Origin of the sequence: Chryseobacterium sp. CBTAP 102, assembly GCF_003201365.1 — a bacterium.
Lineage (GTDB): Bacteria > Bacteroidota > Bacteroidia > Flavobacteriales > Weeksellaceae > Chryseobacterium > Chryseobacterium candidae.
The window spans coordinates 223,110-241,559 of sequence record NZ_QICX01000003.1 but is presented as its reverse complement, the minus strand read 5'-3'; the positions used below and the strand labels follow the sequence as shown (position 1 = coordinate 241,559).

Here is an 18,450-nt window from a genome sequence, read left to right as displayed (position 1 = left end):
AAAATTTAATTAAAAATTTAGAAATACAAATTCTATATATAAATTTAATTTTAGCTAGCACTATCCAAAACCAAACTAATATGTTAAAAAGCACAATAGATTCCTCTACAGGATTTGAAAAAAGATTTGAAAAAATAGAAACAGTTATTTTCACGGATTCGCTTTCAGCTTCAAAATCTGTGGCAAAAGAGATCTCAGATCTTATACGGGTAAAGCAGTCTCAAAAACAACCTTGTATTTTAGGGCTGGCAACAGGTTCCTCTCCCAAGAGTTTATATGCCGAATTGGTACGTATGCACAGAGAGGAAGGCTTGAGCTTCAAAAATGTAGTTACTTTCAACCTTGATGAATATTATCCTATGGAACCGGATTCTATACATAGTTATGTCCGCTTTATGAAAGAATTATTGTTTGATAAAGTAGATATTCTGCCTGAAAACTGTCACATTCCTGACGGAACATTATCCAAAGAAGAAATAGCAGGCTATTGTACTGAATATGAACTTAAAATAGAAGCTTTAGGCGGGATAGATCTGCAGATTTTAGGCATTGGCGGTAATGGTCATATCGGGTTTAATGAATCAGGCTCCTTACAAAACTCCAAAACCCGTCTTGTAGCATTAGATCATATCACAAGAGTAGCTGCAAGCAATGAGTTTTTAGGACTGTCAAATACTCCCAGAACAGCTATTACATTGGGAGTAAAGAAAATAATGGAAGCGAAAAGAGTCATACTATTAGCATGGGGTGAATCTAAATCAAATATTATAAAAGAGTCTGTAGAAGGGCCTGTTACCAACCTGGTGCCGGCTTCCTATCTGCAGGAACATAAAAACGCTGCTTTTGTACTGGATCAGGGAGCAGCTCATAAACTTACCCGGATTAATACTCCATGGCTGGTAGAAAAAATAGAATGGACGGAGGCATTGACCCGAAAAGCCGTTTTAGGACTAGCCCAGAAAATAAAAAAACCTATATTAAAGCTCACCGATTCTGATTATATAGAAAACGGAATGAGCGATTTGCTTGCAGACAAAGGACCTGCCTACGATATCAATATCCAAATTTTTAATAAATTACAACATACCATAACTGGCTGGCCTGGAGGTAAGCCAGGAGCAGATGATACTAATAGACCGGAGAGAAAAACCCCGGCTAAGAAAAGAGTTCTTATATTCAGTCCGCATCCGGATGATGATATTATCAGTATGGGCGGAACTTTCATAAGACTACATCAGCAGGGGCATGAAGTTCATGTAGCCTATCAAACCTCTGGAAATATAGCTGTAGCAGATTCTGAAGCATTGCGTTTTGCAAATTTTGTGTGTGATTACAATGAAATGTTTGGTATAGAAAATGGTGAAGCAAAAAAGATTTTTGAAAAAGCAGTCAGATTTTTACAAAATAAGAAAAATAGCGATATAGACATTCCTGAAGTAAGACATATAAAGGGCTTAATAAGAAAAGGTGAAGCAAGATCTACCTGCTATTTTGTGGGAATACCAGACAGCCGGATTCATTTTTTGGAAATGCCCTTCTATGAAACAGGCAGAATAGAAAAAAAACCATTGAGCAAAGAGGACATAGAAATTGTAACAGACATAATAGACAAAGTAAAACCCCATCAAATATATGCAGCTGGTGATTTAGCAGATCCTCATGGAACGCACAAAGTATGTTTAGATGCTATTTTCGAATCTGTTAAAAGTTTAAAACCGAAGGAATACATGAAAGATTGTTGGTTATGGTTGTATAGAGGAGCATGGAAAGAGTGGTCTATAGAAGAAATAGAAATGGCAGTACCCCTAAGCCCGGACCAAATTTTGGAAAAGCGCTATGGAATTTTCAAGCATCAATCTCAAAAAGATGGAGTCGTATTTCAGGGAACAGATATGAGAGAATTCTGGCAAAGAGCAGAAGAAAGAAACAGGGAAACAGCAGAGACTTATCATAAAATGGGACTTGCCACTTATGCTGCCATGGAAGCTTTTGTAAGGTGGGAATTCTAAAAAATAAAACAGTTTTCTTAATCAAAAAATATATTTTCTCACAATAAAAGACAGCGTTGAAGTTTTATAAATCACACAAAAAGAATGTTTTAACTTTGCTGAGGTAGGTAATAGGGAAAATATGAAACCCAGGCAGACCTTTTGATATTCGTATACAGCAAATTCTGAATTTAGCAATAAACAGCGTAAACAAAAAGCTCAAAGTTTTTTATATGCAGTAAATTCTGTAGAAGAAATTCACTTCCTAAAGGTTTGTGAAGGAAGTATTATGCCTGTATTTCAACAATACATCACAGATGTTTTGGGCTGTTTGCAAAGTTGTTCGGTAATTGTACTTTAAATTTTTTACATTCTGTTTATGCTTTGATAGGACGTAATTCTTCACAAATACAAATCTCTAAATCAAATTTAATATATATTTAATTTCTTTACTGATATAATTTTTTTGACCAGTACAGAAGGCGGTCATGGGTGGATTTTTTCCGCCCATTATTATTTTATGCTTTAAAAAATCAATAAGCTAAACGGCTTTTTTTCTCAAAAAGGAGAAAAGAATGAACTAAAGTCTGAAAACCATAGCCCAATCAATAGGATTAAACCTACTCAAATACTTTTCAAACTGGTGGTAAAGTGACAAAAACTGGTGGCTACCAGTATGGAGATATGAGGTAAAACTCTACATTTGAGTAACATAGAGTTAATGTTATAGCAATAGTTAGTTCACACTCAAACAAGACTTGCAATCAAACAAAATAAGAAGAAAATAGATAGAGTATTTGTGGATCATCAGGAGGTTTCCTTTTCCATATTTTCCAATTATGCTGGAACAAACGAAAAAATAGAAACAATTGTTTAGATGTGAAAACAGTACTGAAATAGTCATTTGTTTCTATAGAATTTGAAGAGCAAAGAGTAATATAAAACCTTTAGATTTTTCTTATCATATCTTATTTATAAAAAAGATTGGTAAGAAGCCAACTACCCTTAAATAGGATAACATTTTAATAAACTTAATAAAACATGAAGAAAAAAACTATTATTTTGAGTGCACTTCTAATGTCATCTATAACATTAGTGGATGCACAGAAAACTAAAAACAAACCTTCAGACTCTATCACTAAAAAAGTAAAAGATGTGGAAGAAATTGTTTTGGTAGGATATGGAAAACAGAAAAAAGGAACTGTTTCCGGATCTATAGCTTCTGTTGATAAAAAGATACTGCAGGACCGCCCAACAACAAGCTTAACAGCGAGTATACAAGGTGCATTACCCGGAGTTACAATTAAATCTTCTTTAGGAGATGTAGGTTCTGTACCCGCACTAAATGTAAGGGGAAGAAGTGTTGCGGGTAATTCGCCACTTTATATTATAGATGGTATTCTTTCTAGTGCTGCAGACTTTTCCAGGCTGAGTCCTGCTGATGTTGAAAACATAAGCATATTAAAAGATGCAGCAGCAGCGATCTATGGTACAAGAGCTGGCTATGGTGTCATTCTTGTCGAGACCAAAAAAGGCGGCGGAGGGAAGATGAGCATAGGTTATAATATGTATAATGGCTATCAGACACCCACTTATTTACCCAAGTATGTAGATGCTGTTGAATATATGAAACTAAAAAATGAAGCATATTTCAACGCAGATAATAGTGTCGGTCATTTTTCTCAATACAAGCAAGAACAAATCGATCTTACAGCTGCTGGCACAGACCCTGATCGATACCCTAACACAGACTGGTATAAAGCCACTTATAGAAAAATGGCAAACCTCCTAAATAATGAGATTAACGTATCAGGGGGAGATAAAATTCGTTATTTCGCAAGTTTAGGATATCTGAAACAGGAGTCCCTATCCCCTACAAAAGGTATGGACAGATATTCTTTCAGGGCAAATACCTCCTCTAAATTAAGTGAAAAATTTACCGTCAATTCTAATATATCGTTTATCAAACAAATGATCAATGATCAGGGAGGTGGTATTAATACTAGAGAACTGGCAAGAATAACTCCTACTATGGCATTAAGGCAATCCAACGGATGGTGGGGATCTATAAATGCAGGTAAAGTAGATAATACATTTGCGAATACCAATCCTATAAGAAATAACATAGAAGGAGGAGATTCCAAGTCAAATGATCAAAAATTTATGGGAGCATTATCCACCAGTTATACTCCTGTAAAAGGATTAAATATAGATGCCCAAATCAGCTACTCAAACTGGAACTATCGTTTAGGTGAATTTACAAATACGCTAAGCCCTGTAAACAATTTTTTAACTAAAGTTCCTATTGCTGCAACGGCAAGAGCAGTTAATAACTATCATGAAAAATGGGAATCAGATGAATTGCTTAATACTCAGGTTTTGGTAGGTTATGAAAAAAAAATATCATCACATTATTTTAAAGTCTTGGGAGGGGCTTCTTATGAAGACTATACACGTAGAATAATAGAGGGTAGAAAATCTAATATACCAAAAGATGGATTGCATTCTTTAAGTGCTCTTTCTACCCTTGACGGAACCTTAGATGAATTGAAATCTAATACCAGCCAATATGCTTTCCAGTCTGTTTTCGCACGTATCAATTATAATTATCAGGAAAAATATTTTTTAGAAGGGATTATAAGAGCAGATGCTTCTTCGCGTTTTGCTAAGGAAAACAGGTGGGGGTATTTTCCTGCAGTTATGGCTTCCTGGAGGCTGGATAAGGAAAATTTTATTAAAAACCTGAATTTCATCAATACACTAAAATTAAGAGGCTCCTATGGTAGTGCCGGATCTATCAATACCATCGGTTATTATGACAGCCAGACCTATATGGATAGTAATTCTACAGTTCTGGGGAATGTTATTGTTGGTTCAGTATCACCAGGTAAGCTTGGTTTTTCGGGTATAGGCTGGGAAAAAATTGTTACCAAAAATATTGGTCTGGATGGATCTCTATTCAATAATACTTTCACATTCTCGGTAGATCTATATAACCGTCTTACAAAAGGGGCGTTAATGAACAATCAATTGCCATATGAAACAGGGGTAATTATGGACAGTGATCCGGTAAAAAACCAAACACCTCCTATAAATGCGGGTGATGTGGTAAATAAAGGAATAGAAATTACTTTGGGATACAATAAGAATTTTGAAAATGGGGACTTTTATATCAATGCTAATTTTGCTAAAAACCGTAATGAAGTTCTTTCACTTATCAATAGCAAACCTCTGTATAAAGATAACTGGATAACACAAGTAGGAGGTTCAATTGGCGATTTCTACGGATACAAAACTGCTGGTCTCTTAACCCAGGAGGATATTAATAATAATTATCCTAAGTTATACAGCTCTTCTCAGGCTGGCGATATAAAGTATGTGGATATTAATGGAGATGGAGTTGTTGATGAGAATGATAGGACAGTTATAGGAAATGATGTTCCTAGTTTTACCTACGGACTAAGCATAGGAGGCAGATATAAAAATTTTGATCTTAACATAGTAGGGCAGGGGGTAAAGAATGTTCAGGTATATCTGGATAAAGAATCTTCTCAGGCATTTTTCAATGGGGCAGGTGCAAAACAATATGTCCTGGATAACCGATGGACTCCTGAGAATCCAGATCCTAATGCATTATACCATAGGGTTTTGCCGTCTGGAGGTGGAACTCAGAATATTGGTGTTGCTTCAGATTTTTGGCTTTTTGATGCCAGTTACTTTAGAATTAAGTCTGTTACTTTGGGATATTCCATTCCTCAGGAAACCATTAGCCGTATAGGATTGAAAAAATTCAGAATATATGCCAACTTAGAAAATTACTTTACGTTCAGAGGAGACAAAAGAGTAAAAGATTTTGATCCTGAAATGGCAAGTGACCGTTCCACGTATCCAAACTTAAAAACCATATCGTTTGGTATAAATGCTACTTTTTAATTTAATAAACATCTAAAAAATGAAAAAAATAAAAATTATATTACTATCAGTTTCCCTAGCTGTAGTGACTAGTTCTTGTAATTTAGATAGGTTTCCGGAAGACAAAATATCAGAAGATACATTTTGGAAAACTGAAAAAGATGCTACCATGGCATTAAACGGCATTTATGCATACCTGTCTGGAGCAGCTTATAGCAGCTTATACAACGATAGTTTTACCGATAATTCATATGCTCAATATCCGTGGGAAACAAATGCAGTAGATGCTTCTGCAGGAGATATACTGCCTTCTAAAGATTTCGGATATGACTTTACTACCATTAGAAAGGTAAATACCTTCTTAGAGAATATTGATAAAATTCCCATGGACAAAAATTTGGCAGGCAGATATAAAGCAGAAGCCAGATTTATAAGAGCTTTCAATTATTTTGATTTATCCCAGTATTTTGGAGCGCTTCCACTCGTGCAAAAATCAGGTGAATTAGATGATGCCTCCCTTACCCCTGTTTCTGAAGCTGAAATTGATAATTTTGTAACCAGTGAATTGAGTGCTATAGAAAATGATTTACCAATTACCTATACCTCTGGTCAGGATAAGGGTAGAATAACAAAAGGCGCAGTATTGGCATTTAAGGCAAGAGTATATTTATACACAGGAAAATACAAAGAAGCTTACGAGGCTGCTCAATCGGTAATGAACTCCGGAACGTACAGTCTTTTTAATATGGCTTCAATAGACACAAGTACAGACTATGACAGCTTTGTTACCTTTACTTCTGCCACAGATAAAGATAATTTTTACAAAGGCTTAAGTAATTATCAGGCGTTATTCTGGGCAAAAAATGAGGGCAGTATAGAATCAATTTTAGAAGCTCAATATGTACCTGATTCAAAAGGAACATACAGTAATTCCATGACCCTTCTCCTATTGCCCAATGAAGAGAGTGGATGGAGCTCTATAACCCCAACAATTGATTTGGTAAATGCCTATTGGAATAAAGATGGAACGGCATTTACACCCCCTTCTGATGCTGTAAGAGCTTCAAACTATAATGATGGAAATCCAAATGATGCCTATCTGGACGAGTTTAAAAACAGAGATACCCGTTTATATGCAAGTATTATGCACCCCAATGGGCCTTGGTCTTACCTGCAGGGATTTGGAACAAGCCAGCTGTTCAAATGGAGCAAAGGAGGAAACAATACATCGAAAATTGGCTATAACTACAAAAAAATGGCAGATTATAACTCATTAGATGAAAACTTAAATGCGAGTAATAATTTTATGCTGATTCGCTATGCAGAGGTATTACTTACCTATGCTGAAGCAAAAAATGAATTGTATGGGCCGGATGCCTCTGTTTATGATGCACTAGACAAAATCAGAACTAGAGTAGGGATGCCAGCAATTAGCAGAACACAGACCAAGGAAACTTTGAGGGATATTATCAGAAATGAAAGAAGAATAGAGCTAGCGAATGAAGGACACAGATTTTATGATATCAGAAGATGGAAGATTGCCCCAAATGTAATGAAAACCATTTATGACATTACCAATACACAGGTTGCAAAAAGAGTATGGAATGATAAGTTTTACAGATTCCCTTACCCTCAGACTGCGGTAGATTTAAATCCAAAATTAAAAGAAGCTCAGGCGGCAAAAGGATATTAATATACATAAAAGATGAGTATGAAGTTTATGATACTTCTGATACGGGTATATCCGATTCCTTTAGCAGGTTCTTGAGGTAAATAAAATAAGTGTAAACTATGATTTACTCTAATCCTGCGAAATCATCATCAGCTACCTTAAACTAGAAGTAGGTCATTTAAGATATCTGTACATTCATTATCAGGATTTTCTATGATTGAAATCTGAAGGAGGTATTAGTCCCTTAATAAATATCAATAAAAGTCTTGGCACATTCAATTCTGGAAGATATCTTGTTTCTGTAAAAGGTGAAAAAGATCAGATTTATAACTGTAAACTGATTAAAAATTAATCAATAAATATGTTAGCAGACATAATATCTATGTCTGCTATTTTAATCCAAAAATAAAAATGAAAGCAAAGTTTTACACATTAATTATGTTGTGTATGTTGTTTTCTTTATCGAAAGCACAATACCAAATAACTGCCTATAAAGTAACATCATTACAGCCTTCTGAACCTGGTTCAGAAGTAGAAAATTGCATTGATGATAATGACGCAACAACCTACCACTCCTTATGGAATGCCAACGGTATTCCGGATCAACTGGATTTTTACTTTGTAGATGTACAAAGTATAAACAAACTTGAATATATACCAAGAGCTACAGAAACTAATGGTATCTGGACAAAAGTAGATGTCTATTATTCCACTCAGGACAATCCTACTACTTTCATTCAAAAGAAAAGTCAGATTGTGTGGGCGGAAAACAATAAAAAGAAGACGATAGATCTATCGTCATCACCCATACCTAAACCTTACATTATTAGGCTTTACATAACAGAAGGAGGAGGTAATTTCTCTAGTTGTGCTGAAATGAAATTTTATTCATCTCAACAACCGCCTGTTTATAGCATAGATGATTGTAAACCGCCAATTGGTGGTCTGTCTGCTGTAACCAATAACGTAAAAGTACCCGTTATAGCAGCAGGATCTTTTGCTTCCAGTAAAGAAACTAAAAAAGGAAATAATAGTTTAAAAATGAGCTTTGATGGAGATACTTCCACATTTTATCACTCTGAGTGGGAGCCAACATCCAATGTATTTCCTATTACGTTAAACTATCACTTTAATGGGACAAAGCCTATAGGCTATTTGCGCTATATCCCAAGACAGGACGGGCAGAATAATGGTTTTTTCGGAAAAGTATCAATTTTATATAATACAATAAGCAATACCACTTACATACCACTTATGAATTATGATTTTGGTATGACTGGTGCAATTACAGATGTTCATTTTCCATCTACTATTACTCCAGCCAATATTAAAATTGTTGTCCAAAATGGCTTGAATAATTTTGCGAGCTGTGCAGAAATGGCGTTTTATCCTAAGAAAGTACTTCCTTATGGAGATATTTTTGCAGATAACATTTATTCTGAACTGAAGCCGGGCGTTACCCAGGAAATTATAGACGGAATTACCAACCCTTTTTATAAAGCATTGGCTCAGTGTCTCTTTAGTAAAACCTATAATAAAAAATACAGAGTAAAATCATATGAAGTATATCCTACCTTAAAGACTACCCGGAATGCATTAAAAACAGATGCTTATGATTCATTTGAGAATATGACAGGAATTGTATTTAAGGCAAATACTAAAATTGTTTTATTTATGGACAGTGCCCAAGGTCCTGTATTTTTAAAAGTACACAATTTTGCCAACGAAGGAAAATTTACGGAAAAATCATATCCTCTTAAAGCAGGATTAAATATTATTGAGAGTGAAACAGGAGGATTAGGATATATCAGTTATTACAATGATAACAGTGCTTTGCCTCCAGTTAAAATTAATATTGTTACAGGCACCTTAAATGGCTATTTTGATTCTGCGGCAACTATTACTGCGGCGGAATGGAAAACATTATTGCTAAATAATGCTTCCCATAAATTAGATATCAGAGGCCAATATATTCACCTGGTATTTGATAAAAGTGCTTTAAGGACATATGTTCCGGATAATCCTGCTGAATTCATCAACGCTTATGATAATATCATAAGACAACAAAGAATACTAATGGGATTGTTTAAATATGGTAAATCACCAAAAAATCGCCAATTTGCATATACTGAATCCAAAGGAGGCTGGTTTCAATATAATCCTGGAGCTCACTTTGATTTAACTTGGGGACCTGCTAGCTGTACCTCTGTCAGTAATATGGATTACTGGGGCGTGGGGCACGAACTAGGACACGTAAATCAAATTAGACCGAATCTTAGCTGGATAGGGCTAAGCGAAGTAACTAATAATATTTACTCTGCCTGGAATGAATATACAATGAGTAAAGGGGTACCAAGATTAGAAAGAGAACCATTTAAAACAACTGACTCCGGAGCAGAACTAGAAGGGGGTAAAGCAAATAAAAGTGTAAATTATACTCTTATAGGTAAGAAAAACGTGCTGAGGACTATTGCTGAAAATATTGAGGACTATAACTTTCTTATTTTCCGTCCATTCTGGCAATTAGAATTGTATTATCAGGTGGCTGGCGCAGCCAGAGGAGGGCTTGCCCTTACAGATGAAGAACATCCGTCACCTGCATCTGGGGTAGACTATGCACATTGGTATGGTAATGTAGCAGAAAAATCAAGAAACACAGACGCTGCCAATTTAACCAACGGACAGCTCTCTATGGAATTTGTTAAAAATACCTGTGATGCTGTACAAGAAGATCTCACAGACTTTTTTACCGATGCAGGTTTCCTAAGACCTGTCAATATAAACATAAACGATTATGGAGTACAAAATATTACTGTTACGCAAAATATGATTGATGCTACTATTGCAGCAGTTAAAGCAAAAAATTACCCTAAGCCCGTCTCTCCGGTAATGAATTATATTAATGCACATAACGTAAAAGTATTCAGAGATAAGCTCCCTTTATCAGGAACCACCGGAAATGGAGTTACTTTATTAAACACTGCTACAGGTCCTCAGCTTAAAGTAGACCAGGTTAATGTATGGAAAAATGTTGTAGCATATGAAGTTTATGATACTCATGGTGCTTTGGCTAGAATATCATTGGCAGGTATTGGAGATACCACAAACCACACTACGATAATAGAATATCCCACAGGATCAGCTAAAGTGTACGCTGTAGGCTATAACGGGAGCAAAATATTGGTATATCCAAAAATTTCAGCAGCCTCTAAAGCAAAAACTTCAGCAGCTCCTGAAGTAAATAAAGTAAGTAAACTGATGATTTACCCTAATCCTGCGAAATCATCAGATGCCGTGAAACTGGAACTGGCTGATTCAAAAGGAAAATATACAATGTCTGTATATTCATTATCAGGATCTTTAGTATTGCAGTCTGAAGGAGATATTAAAACCCTCAATGATAATATCAATAACAGTCTTGGCACATTCAATTCTGGGATATACCTTGTTTCTGTAAAAGACGAAAAAGGTCAGGTTTATAAAACCAGACTGATTAAAAATTAAACAGTGATTATACAAGCACACAGATTTTATTAGTCTGTTATTAAAATAAATATGGGTAGCTTTTTAAACGAAATCGTTCAATAAGTTATCCATGTTTTTAAAAAGAGAGCTACTCTTTTAACAAAAAAAACTACTTTTGAAAGTGTTTGAATAGCATTGGGTTACAATTGGTTTTTATCTTAAAAGTTGATTTTAATCTTAATTTCTTAGAGTAGTATAAAATGTAAATTAATAAATAAAATCAAGGTAAATGAATGCAGTTTTAAATTCAAAAATTCAAAAGATTTTACTCCTGAGTTCTTTTCTTTTCTTCATTGGAAAAACTCAGGCTCAAAAAATTGAAAATGTTGCTAGGAAAGGAGAAACTTCAGTAGAAGTTTTGCTTTCTGACAATAAAAAAATAGTAATAGATTTTTATGGAGAAAATATCTTTCGGTTATTTTTCGATCCCAAAGGTGGAGAAGTAAGAAGTCTTGAAGCAATACCTCCCGCTCAGATTTTGGTAGATCAGCCCAGAAAAAAAGTACAAGAAATTGCAGTCAACAATTTACCACAGACTATTTCTATCTCTACTCGTAAAATGAAAATAGAAATTGACAAAACAACTTCTTTATTTAAAGTGTTTAACCTGAACCTTAATAAAGAGGCTTTTTCTTTTATGGCTCCCATTGAATTTAATTCCAAAGAAGCAGTGCTTACTTTATCTCAGGGAAAAGATGAATATTTCTATGGAGGCGGTGTACAAAACGGCCGGTTTTCTCATAAAGGAAATACGATTTTAATTGTTAATCAAAATAACTGGACTGATGGTGGCGTAGCCTCTCCAAATCCTTATTACTGGTCTACAAATGGATATGGTTTTATGTGGCATACTTTCAAAAAAGGATATTATGATTTTGGTAAACAAAATAAAAATGAAGTGAAACTGGCTCATGAGACTGATTACCTGGATGTTTTTTTTATGGTAGATGATCATCCTAAATCTTTGTTGAATGATTTTTACCAGCTCACGGGAAACCCCATACTTTTACCTAAGTTTGGTTTTTATGAAGGTCATCTTAATGCCTACAATAGAGATTATTGGAAAGAAGATGATAAAGGAATCCTATTTGAAGACGGAAAAAGATATAAAGAAAGCCAAAAAGATAATGGAGGAGTTAAAGAATCTTTAAATGGAGAAAAAAACAATTATCAGTTTTCTGCCAGAGCCGTTATAGACCGCTATAAAAATGCAGATATGCCTTTAGGATGGATATTGCCAAATGATGGTTACAGTGCAGGATACGGACAGACAGAAACCTTGGATGGCAATATAGCTAACTTAAAATCTCTCGGAAATTATGCCAGAAAAAACGGTGTAGAAATAGGATTGTGGACACAGTCTGATTTGCATCCAAAAGAAGGAATAAGTGCTCTTTTGCAGAGAGATATCATAAAAGAAGTGGGTGACGCAGGCGTAAGAGTCCTAAAAACGGATGTTGCCTGGGTAGGCCCTGGCTACTCATTCGGGCTTAACGGCATTTCAGATGTGGCTCAGATAATACCACGCTATGGTAACGGGAGCCGTCCTTTTATCATTTCGCTGGACGGTTGGGCTGGTTCACAACGATATGCCGGTATCTGGACAGGAGACCAAACGGGTGGAGAATGGGAATATATCAGATTCCATATTCCTACCTATATAGGTTCTGGTTTGTCTGGCCAGCCTAACATTACTTCGGATATGGATGGTATTTTTGGCGGGAAAAACCCGATTATCAATACAAGGGATTTCCAATGGAAAACCTTTACCCCTATGCAGCTCAACATGGATGGCTGGGGAGCAAACGAAAAGTATCCCCATGCTTTGGGTGAATCCGCTGCTTCTATTAACAGGAACTATTTAAAATTGAAATCCACCCTGCTGCCTTATACGTATAGTATAGCTAAGGAAGCCGTAGATGGATTGCCAATCATCAGAGCAATGTTTTTAGATGAGGTTAATGAATATACTTTAGGGAAATCTACTCAGTATCAGTACCAGTATGGACCTTATTTTCTGGTAGCTCCAGTATATCAGGCCACAAAAATAGATAAAGAAGGAAATGATATCAGAAATAATATTTATCTTCCTAAAGGCAATTGGATTGATTACTTTACAGGACAAACTTATGAGGGAGGGATTATTCTAAATCATTTCGATGCCCCAATTTGGAAACTTCCTCTATTTGTGAAGCCAGGCGCTATTATTCCGATGGTAAATCCCAACAATAACGTTCATCAAATCAATAAAAAATTAAGAATTTATGAAGTGTATCCTTCAGAGAAATCCAGTTTTACAGAATATGATGATGATGGCATAACCGAAAATTATAAGAAAAATGAATCTGTAAGCACCCTTATAGAAAGTAGGGTAGTTAAAAATACAGCAACAATAAGTATTTCTCCTACTCAAGGTAACTTTAATGGTTTTGAAAAAGAAAAAATGACAGAATTTAGAATTAATGTTACTAAAAAACCATCCGGTGTAAAACTTTCTGTTGGAGGTAAAAATATAAATCTGAATACAGTAAATACCTTAGATGAATTTAATAATGCCACCAACGTCTATTTTTACAACAGCAAACCGGAATTCAATAATTTTTCCACCAAAGGTTCTGAGTTTTCAAAAGTTTCGATTACCCGAAATCCACAACTTTGGGTGAAAACAGAAATTACCGATATAAGCAAAAACAAAGTAGAGCTTATCATTAAAGATTACCAATTTACCAATTCTAACCAATTAAAAAATAACTCCGGAGCATTTGCAGAAGCTTTAAAGCCAATCACTTCAGAAAATACAAACACTGCATATTCTATATTGCCATCATGGAATAAAATCCCTAATGCTGATTACTATGAAATATTATGTAACAATATGGTATACAGTAATATAAAAGATGCCTCTTTCTTGTTTGAAGGATTGGCTCCTGAAACGAAATATGATTTCAAATTAAGAGCCGTAAATAAAACCAATACTTCTGATTGGGTTTCTTTCTCGTCCCGAACCAATAAAAACCCTTACGAATTTGCCATTAAAGGCATAAAAGCTACCGTTACAATTCCAAGTCAGGAAGGAGAAGGTATAGAAAATCTTTTTGATCAGGATGTGAGCACGGGCTGGCATTCGGATTATGAAAAAAGCAAAGTTCCTTTTGAAATAATTTTAGACTTAGGCTCCATCAACACCATCAGTAAATTAGAATATATCCCTAGAAACAGCGGTTATAACGGAGTATGGATGAATGGTAAAATTTCGTATAGTGATAATAAAAAAGACTGGACAGAACTTGGCTCTTTTACATGGGATAGAAATAACATAAATAAATCTTTAGACTTCGCCACCCATCCTACCACACGATTTATGAAGATTGAAGTCAGCAGTGCTTTCAAAAACTTTGGTAGTGGAAACGAATTATATATATTCAAAGTTCCCGGATCTTCAAGTTTGCTTCCCGGCGATATCAATAATGATCAGAAAATTGATAGGAATGACTTTACTTCATATATGAATTATACAGGTCTGAGAAAAGGAGATTCTGATTTTGAAGGATATATTAGCCATGGGGATATAAATAAGAACGGCTTCATTGATGCATTTGATATTTCTAACGTCGCTACAAAAATAGATGGAGGAGTAAGCGATGAAGAATTGAAACCACTGCAAGGCAGCATTACAGCCTCTGCTTCAAAACAGCAATATGCTAAGAATGATATTGTTGAAGTAGTAGTAAAAGGTAGTAATCTGCAATCTGTAAATGCATTGAGTTTTGCTATTCCATATAACCAGCAGGAATTGGAATACATAGGAATAACACCATTAAATATCGGCCAGATGGAAAACCTGACTTATGACAGACTGCATACCAACAAAGAGAAGATATTATATCCTACGCTGGTTAATGTAGGACAAAAAAGTCCCTTAGAAGGAACAGCAGATTTATTCATTATTAAATTTAAAGCAAAACGAAACGGATCATTTAATATAAAAGCTACTAACGGATTGCTGGTTGATAAAACACTGAATTCTATTGACTTTTAATAACAAAATTGATTAAAAGCAAGAGAAAGAATTTACATTTTCTTGACACGATTTCAAGAAATGAGTAAGCTAAAAAATCAAGGCTTGGATTTTATAATCTGAGCCTTTTTCAAAAACAGGCATACATTGGGTTCAGAATGTTTCCTCATTTTTAGCTTTGGCTTGTATTTTTATGAAACAACTTCAGATAATAAATTTATTTCAAATCAATTATAGGGAATTCCTGATAATTAAATCAGAAGCATTTTCAATTCTACCTTGCTTGGTATTGAGAACCATTTCTGCCAAAATCTTTCCCATTTGCCAGAAATCTGTAGAAATTGTAGTAATACCATTTTCTACAATACCTTTAAGAGGTGTTTCGTTGTAGGAGATAATGCCGAAATCCTTTCTAATCTTTAGCTTCTGTTTTTTAGATTGCTTAATGACATTTACTAAATGCCTGTCATCCGGAATTATGAATACGTCTCCGTTCATTATTTCCTCATCAGTGAAATTACAGATAATCTCATATTTCATTTTATACTGTTTACAAAAACCTGTAAATCCTTCTACCATACCTATAGGCTCTTTTTTTCCGGGGAAAATAAGAATCAGTCTTCGGTAGGCTTCAAGCAATTTTTTCGCTTTTGATAGACCATTATACATGTCTTTTGAGAAATTCTGGTGTACAGATGAATATTCTCTTAAATGTAAATTGGTTTGATCTAATAGGTAAACGTCCTTCTTGGGAAGCATCTTGATAATGGGTGCCGTATCATTCATATTGCCTGGCATTATTATGTATTTTGTGTAGTTTCCGTTATTTTCTTCAATTAACTTCTTGAAGACATCTATATTGAAATAGTGGAAAAAAACGTGGATATTAGATCTTTGTTGCAGCTCTTCCAAAAATGAATTATAAAGGGTTTCCTTGAAAGCATTCAGCTCATCAAATAATAGAAAAATTCGCTCTTCAAAATCCCAATCGGTACTTTTTATATAGTATCCCTTACCTAAAATGGCGTTTACTATACCTCTCTTTTTCAGTGTTTCATAAGCATACAGGACGGTGTCTCGGGAAATGCCAAATTCCATGCACACTTTATTTATGGAAGGTAGTTTGTCATTTTTTTTCAGCAGTTGCTGGGCAAGAGCTTGTTCAATGGAATTTATAATCTGTTGGTATTTAGGGACAACCGAATCGGGAATTATTTTAATAAGCTTCATAATATTTCCATTTTTTTAACTAGTAGTAAATATACAAAAACTGGTAGGAACAAGTATGGAAGTGTTTTCCAAATTTATACATTTGATAATATAAGGTTTCCTTTTGTATAGTTTTGGCGCAAAAGATTCAGTTTTGTTTTAAATGATCTATTGGAAGTGCTGAACTATTAAATACTTTAGAGTACATAAAAGTGCTAAAAAACTAGAGAAATCTATGATAAACTTACTATAAAAATTTTAAGCGTGGGAAAACTATCAACATTTGATTTTGTTATATTTCTAATTTATTTTTTGGTTGTAACACTATACGGCTTATGGATATACAAGCGGAAAAAATCAAAAACTGCAGGAAGTAAAGATTATTTCCTCGCAGAAGGCTCATTGACATGGTGGGCAATTGGAGCGAGTTTGATTGCCTCTAATATTTCGGCAGAACAATTTATTGGGATGAGTGGAGAAGGATTTTTCATAGGAGTAGCTGTTGCCGCCTATGAATGGCTGGCTGCCATTGCACTTATAATTATAGCGGTATGGTTTATTCCTATTTATCTCAAAAATAAAATTTATACAATGCCCCAGTTTTTGGAAACACGATATAATAAGTCTGTTTCTCTTATTATGGCTGTTTTCTGGTTATTTTTGTATGTAATTGTCAATCTTACTTCCATTCTTTATTTAGGAGCTGTGGCTATTGATTCATTGCTGGGTGCAGGTCATCTGCATATCATTATGATTGCACTTTTACTGATGGCGTTGTTTATTGGATTGGGAGGAATGAAAGTCATTGGTTACACGGATGTTATTCAGGTAGCAGTTCTTATTATTGGTGGCTTTGCTACAGTTTATATGGCATTGCAGGTTGTGGATCAAAGAATTAATGGGGCTGCTATAGGAAATGCCCTAACAGGTTTTGATACCCTTTTGAAAGAAGCTCCGGAACATTTCAAACTCATTCTAAATAAACCACGAATAACAACAACTACTTTATCAATGCCGGAAAATTTAGCAGCACAGAAATATATAGCTTTGCCAGGTTTAGCAATGTATTTTGCCGGACAATGGATTGTACAGCTTAATTATTGGGGGTGTAACCAGTACATTACCCAAAGAGCATTAGGAGCAGATTTAAAAACAGCAAGAACGGGAATTTTATTTGCCGGATTTTTAAAACTTTTTATGCCTGTCATCGTTGTACTTCCTGGGATTGCAGCTTACGTGCTCTATACAAAAGGGTATTTGTCAAATTTTAATGGGGCAAAAGATAGTGCTTACTCAGCAATGCTGGGGTTGCTTCCATCTGGACTTAAAGGTCTTGCAGTAGCTGCTTTAACAGCCGCAATAGTAGCATCACTTGCCGGAAAAGTAAACAGTATATCCACAATTTTTACTTTAGATATTTATAAAAAATATTTAAAAACCAACACCTCAGAAATACAAATGGTAAGAACAGGACGTTGGGCAATTATAGTAGCGATGTTGATTGCTTTGGTATTTACATGGACAGATATTTTGGGAATCGGTGGAGAAGGAGGTTTCACATTTATACAAAAATATACCGGTTTTATTAGTCCCGGTGTATTTGCTATGTTTATTTTAGGGATGTTTTGGAAAAGAACTACCGGAACTGCCGCTATAGTTGGCGTTATTCTTGGTTTTTTATTATCTATATTTTTTAACAGCTTTGCCGTTGAACTATTTGGAAAAGAAACATGGATTTATACAGCATTCACCTATGAAAAATTGGAAAATGGTGTAGTAAAAACCATTACAGAAATTCCTTTCCTTATCAATATGGGTTGGTCATTTTTCATTACTGTAGCTGTAATGGTTCTCTTAAGTATTTTTGGGCCAAAAGTAAATCCAAAAGCTTTTGTCACAGACAAAAATATGTTCAAAGTGGATAATAGAACATTATTCCTGATTGTCATTATTGTATTACTTCTAACTGCTATTTATATTCGTTTTTGGTAATAGAAATAATTTTGAGTTTTGCATTTGAAAAAAATTATTCAATACACTTTACTTATGAAAGGTGGTTTGTCTTTTTTTTAGCAGTTGTTGGGTAAGAGCTTATTAAAATATTTCCAAATTTTTAAACTGGTGGT

General features: G+C 34.8%; 7 protein-coding genes. 6 read left to right on the top strand and 1 reads right to left on the bottom strand.

The genetic code is table 11. The features are described 5' to 3' along the window. Positions 1–80 precede the first annotated feature (80 nt). From nagB to C8D70_RS06265, 5 genes are all read left to right on the top strand, one after another. Complete coding sequence (gene nagB / locus C8D70_RS06285) at positions 81–2,009, top strand: glucosamine-6-phosphate deaminase (protein WP_076596082.1); 1,929 nt, start codon at positions 81–83, stop codon at positions 2,007–2,009. A 1,020-nt stretch (positions 2,010–3,029) separates the two neighbouring features. Continuing rightward, positions 3,030–5,921 (top strand): SusC/RagA family TonB-linked outer membrane protein, encoded by a 2,892-nt coding sequence (locus C8D70_RS06280; RefSeq protein WP_110366754.1) that lies wholly within the window; start codon positions 3,030–3,032, stop codon positions 5,919–5,921. A gap of 19 nt (positions 5,922–5,940) precedes the next feature. Beyond that, entirely contained in the window at positions 5,941–7,593 is a 1,653-nt protein-coding gene (locus C8D70_RS06275; protein WP_110366753.1) for a RagB/SusD family nutrient uptake outer membrane protein, read from the top strand. A 426-nt stretch (positions 7,594–8,019) separates the two neighbouring features. Continuing rightward, entirely contained in the window at positions 8,020–11,076 is a 3,057-nt protein-coding gene (locus C8D70_RS06270) for a M60 family metallopeptidase (protein WP_181416098.1), read from the top strand. Between the two features lie 250 nt (positions 11,077–11,326). Continuing rightward, positions 11,327–15,136 carry a TIM-barrel domain-containing protein gene (locus tag C8D70_RS06265; RefSeq protein WP_110366751.1) on the top strand — a complete coding sequence of 1,270 codons (3,810 nt, stop codon included), beginning with the start codon at positions 11,327–11,329 and terminating at the stop codon, positions 15,134–15,136. A 210-nt stretch (positions 15,137–15,346) separates the two neighbouring features. Here the strand turns inward: C8D70_RS06265 and C8D70_RS06260 are convergent, their stop codons facing one another. Continuing rightward, positions 15,347–16,345: a GntR family transcriptional regulator gene (locus C8D70_RS06260; RefSeq protein WP_076596078.1), complete on the bottom strand. Its 999-nt coding sequence runs from the start codon at positions 16,343–16,345 to the stop codon at positions 15,347–15,349. 243 nt (positions 16,346–16,588) lie between these two features. Between C8D70_RS06260 and C8D70_RS06255 the strand changes: the two genes are divergently transcribed. Next, complete coding sequence (locus C8D70_RS06255; protein ID WP_110366750.1) at positions 16,589–18,316, top strand: sodium:solute symporter family transporter; 1,728 nt, start codon at positions 16,589–16,591, stop codon at positions 18,314–18,316. Positions 18,317–18,450 lie beyond the last annotated feature (134 nt).

Excerpts from the sequence above, each read along its gene's own strand:
- nagB (WP_076596082.1), top strand. The coding sequence starts at position 81 with ATGTTAAAAAGCACAATAGATTCCTCTACAGGATTTGAAAAAAGATTT.
- C8D70_RS06280 (WP_110366754.1), top strand. The coding sequence starts at position 3,030 with ATGAAGAAAAAAACTATTATTTTGAGTGCACTTCTAATGTCATCTATA.
- C8D70_RS06275 (WP_110366753.1), top strand. The coding sequence starts at position 5,941 with ATGAAAAAAATAAAAATTATATTACTATCAGTTTCCCTAGCTGTAGTG.
- C8D70_RS06270 (WP_181416098.1), top strand. The coding sequence starts at position 8,020 with ATGTTGTTTTCTTTATCGAAAGCACAATACCAAATAACTGCCTATAAA.
- C8D70_RS06265 (WP_110366751.1), top strand. The coding sequence starts at position 11,327 with ATGAATGCAGTTTTAAATTCAAAAATTCAAAAGATTTTACTCCTGAGT.
- C8D70_RS06260 (WP_076596078.1), bottom strand. The coding sequence starts at position 16,345 with ATGAAGCTTATTAAAATAATTCCCGATTCGGTTGTCCCTAAATACCAA.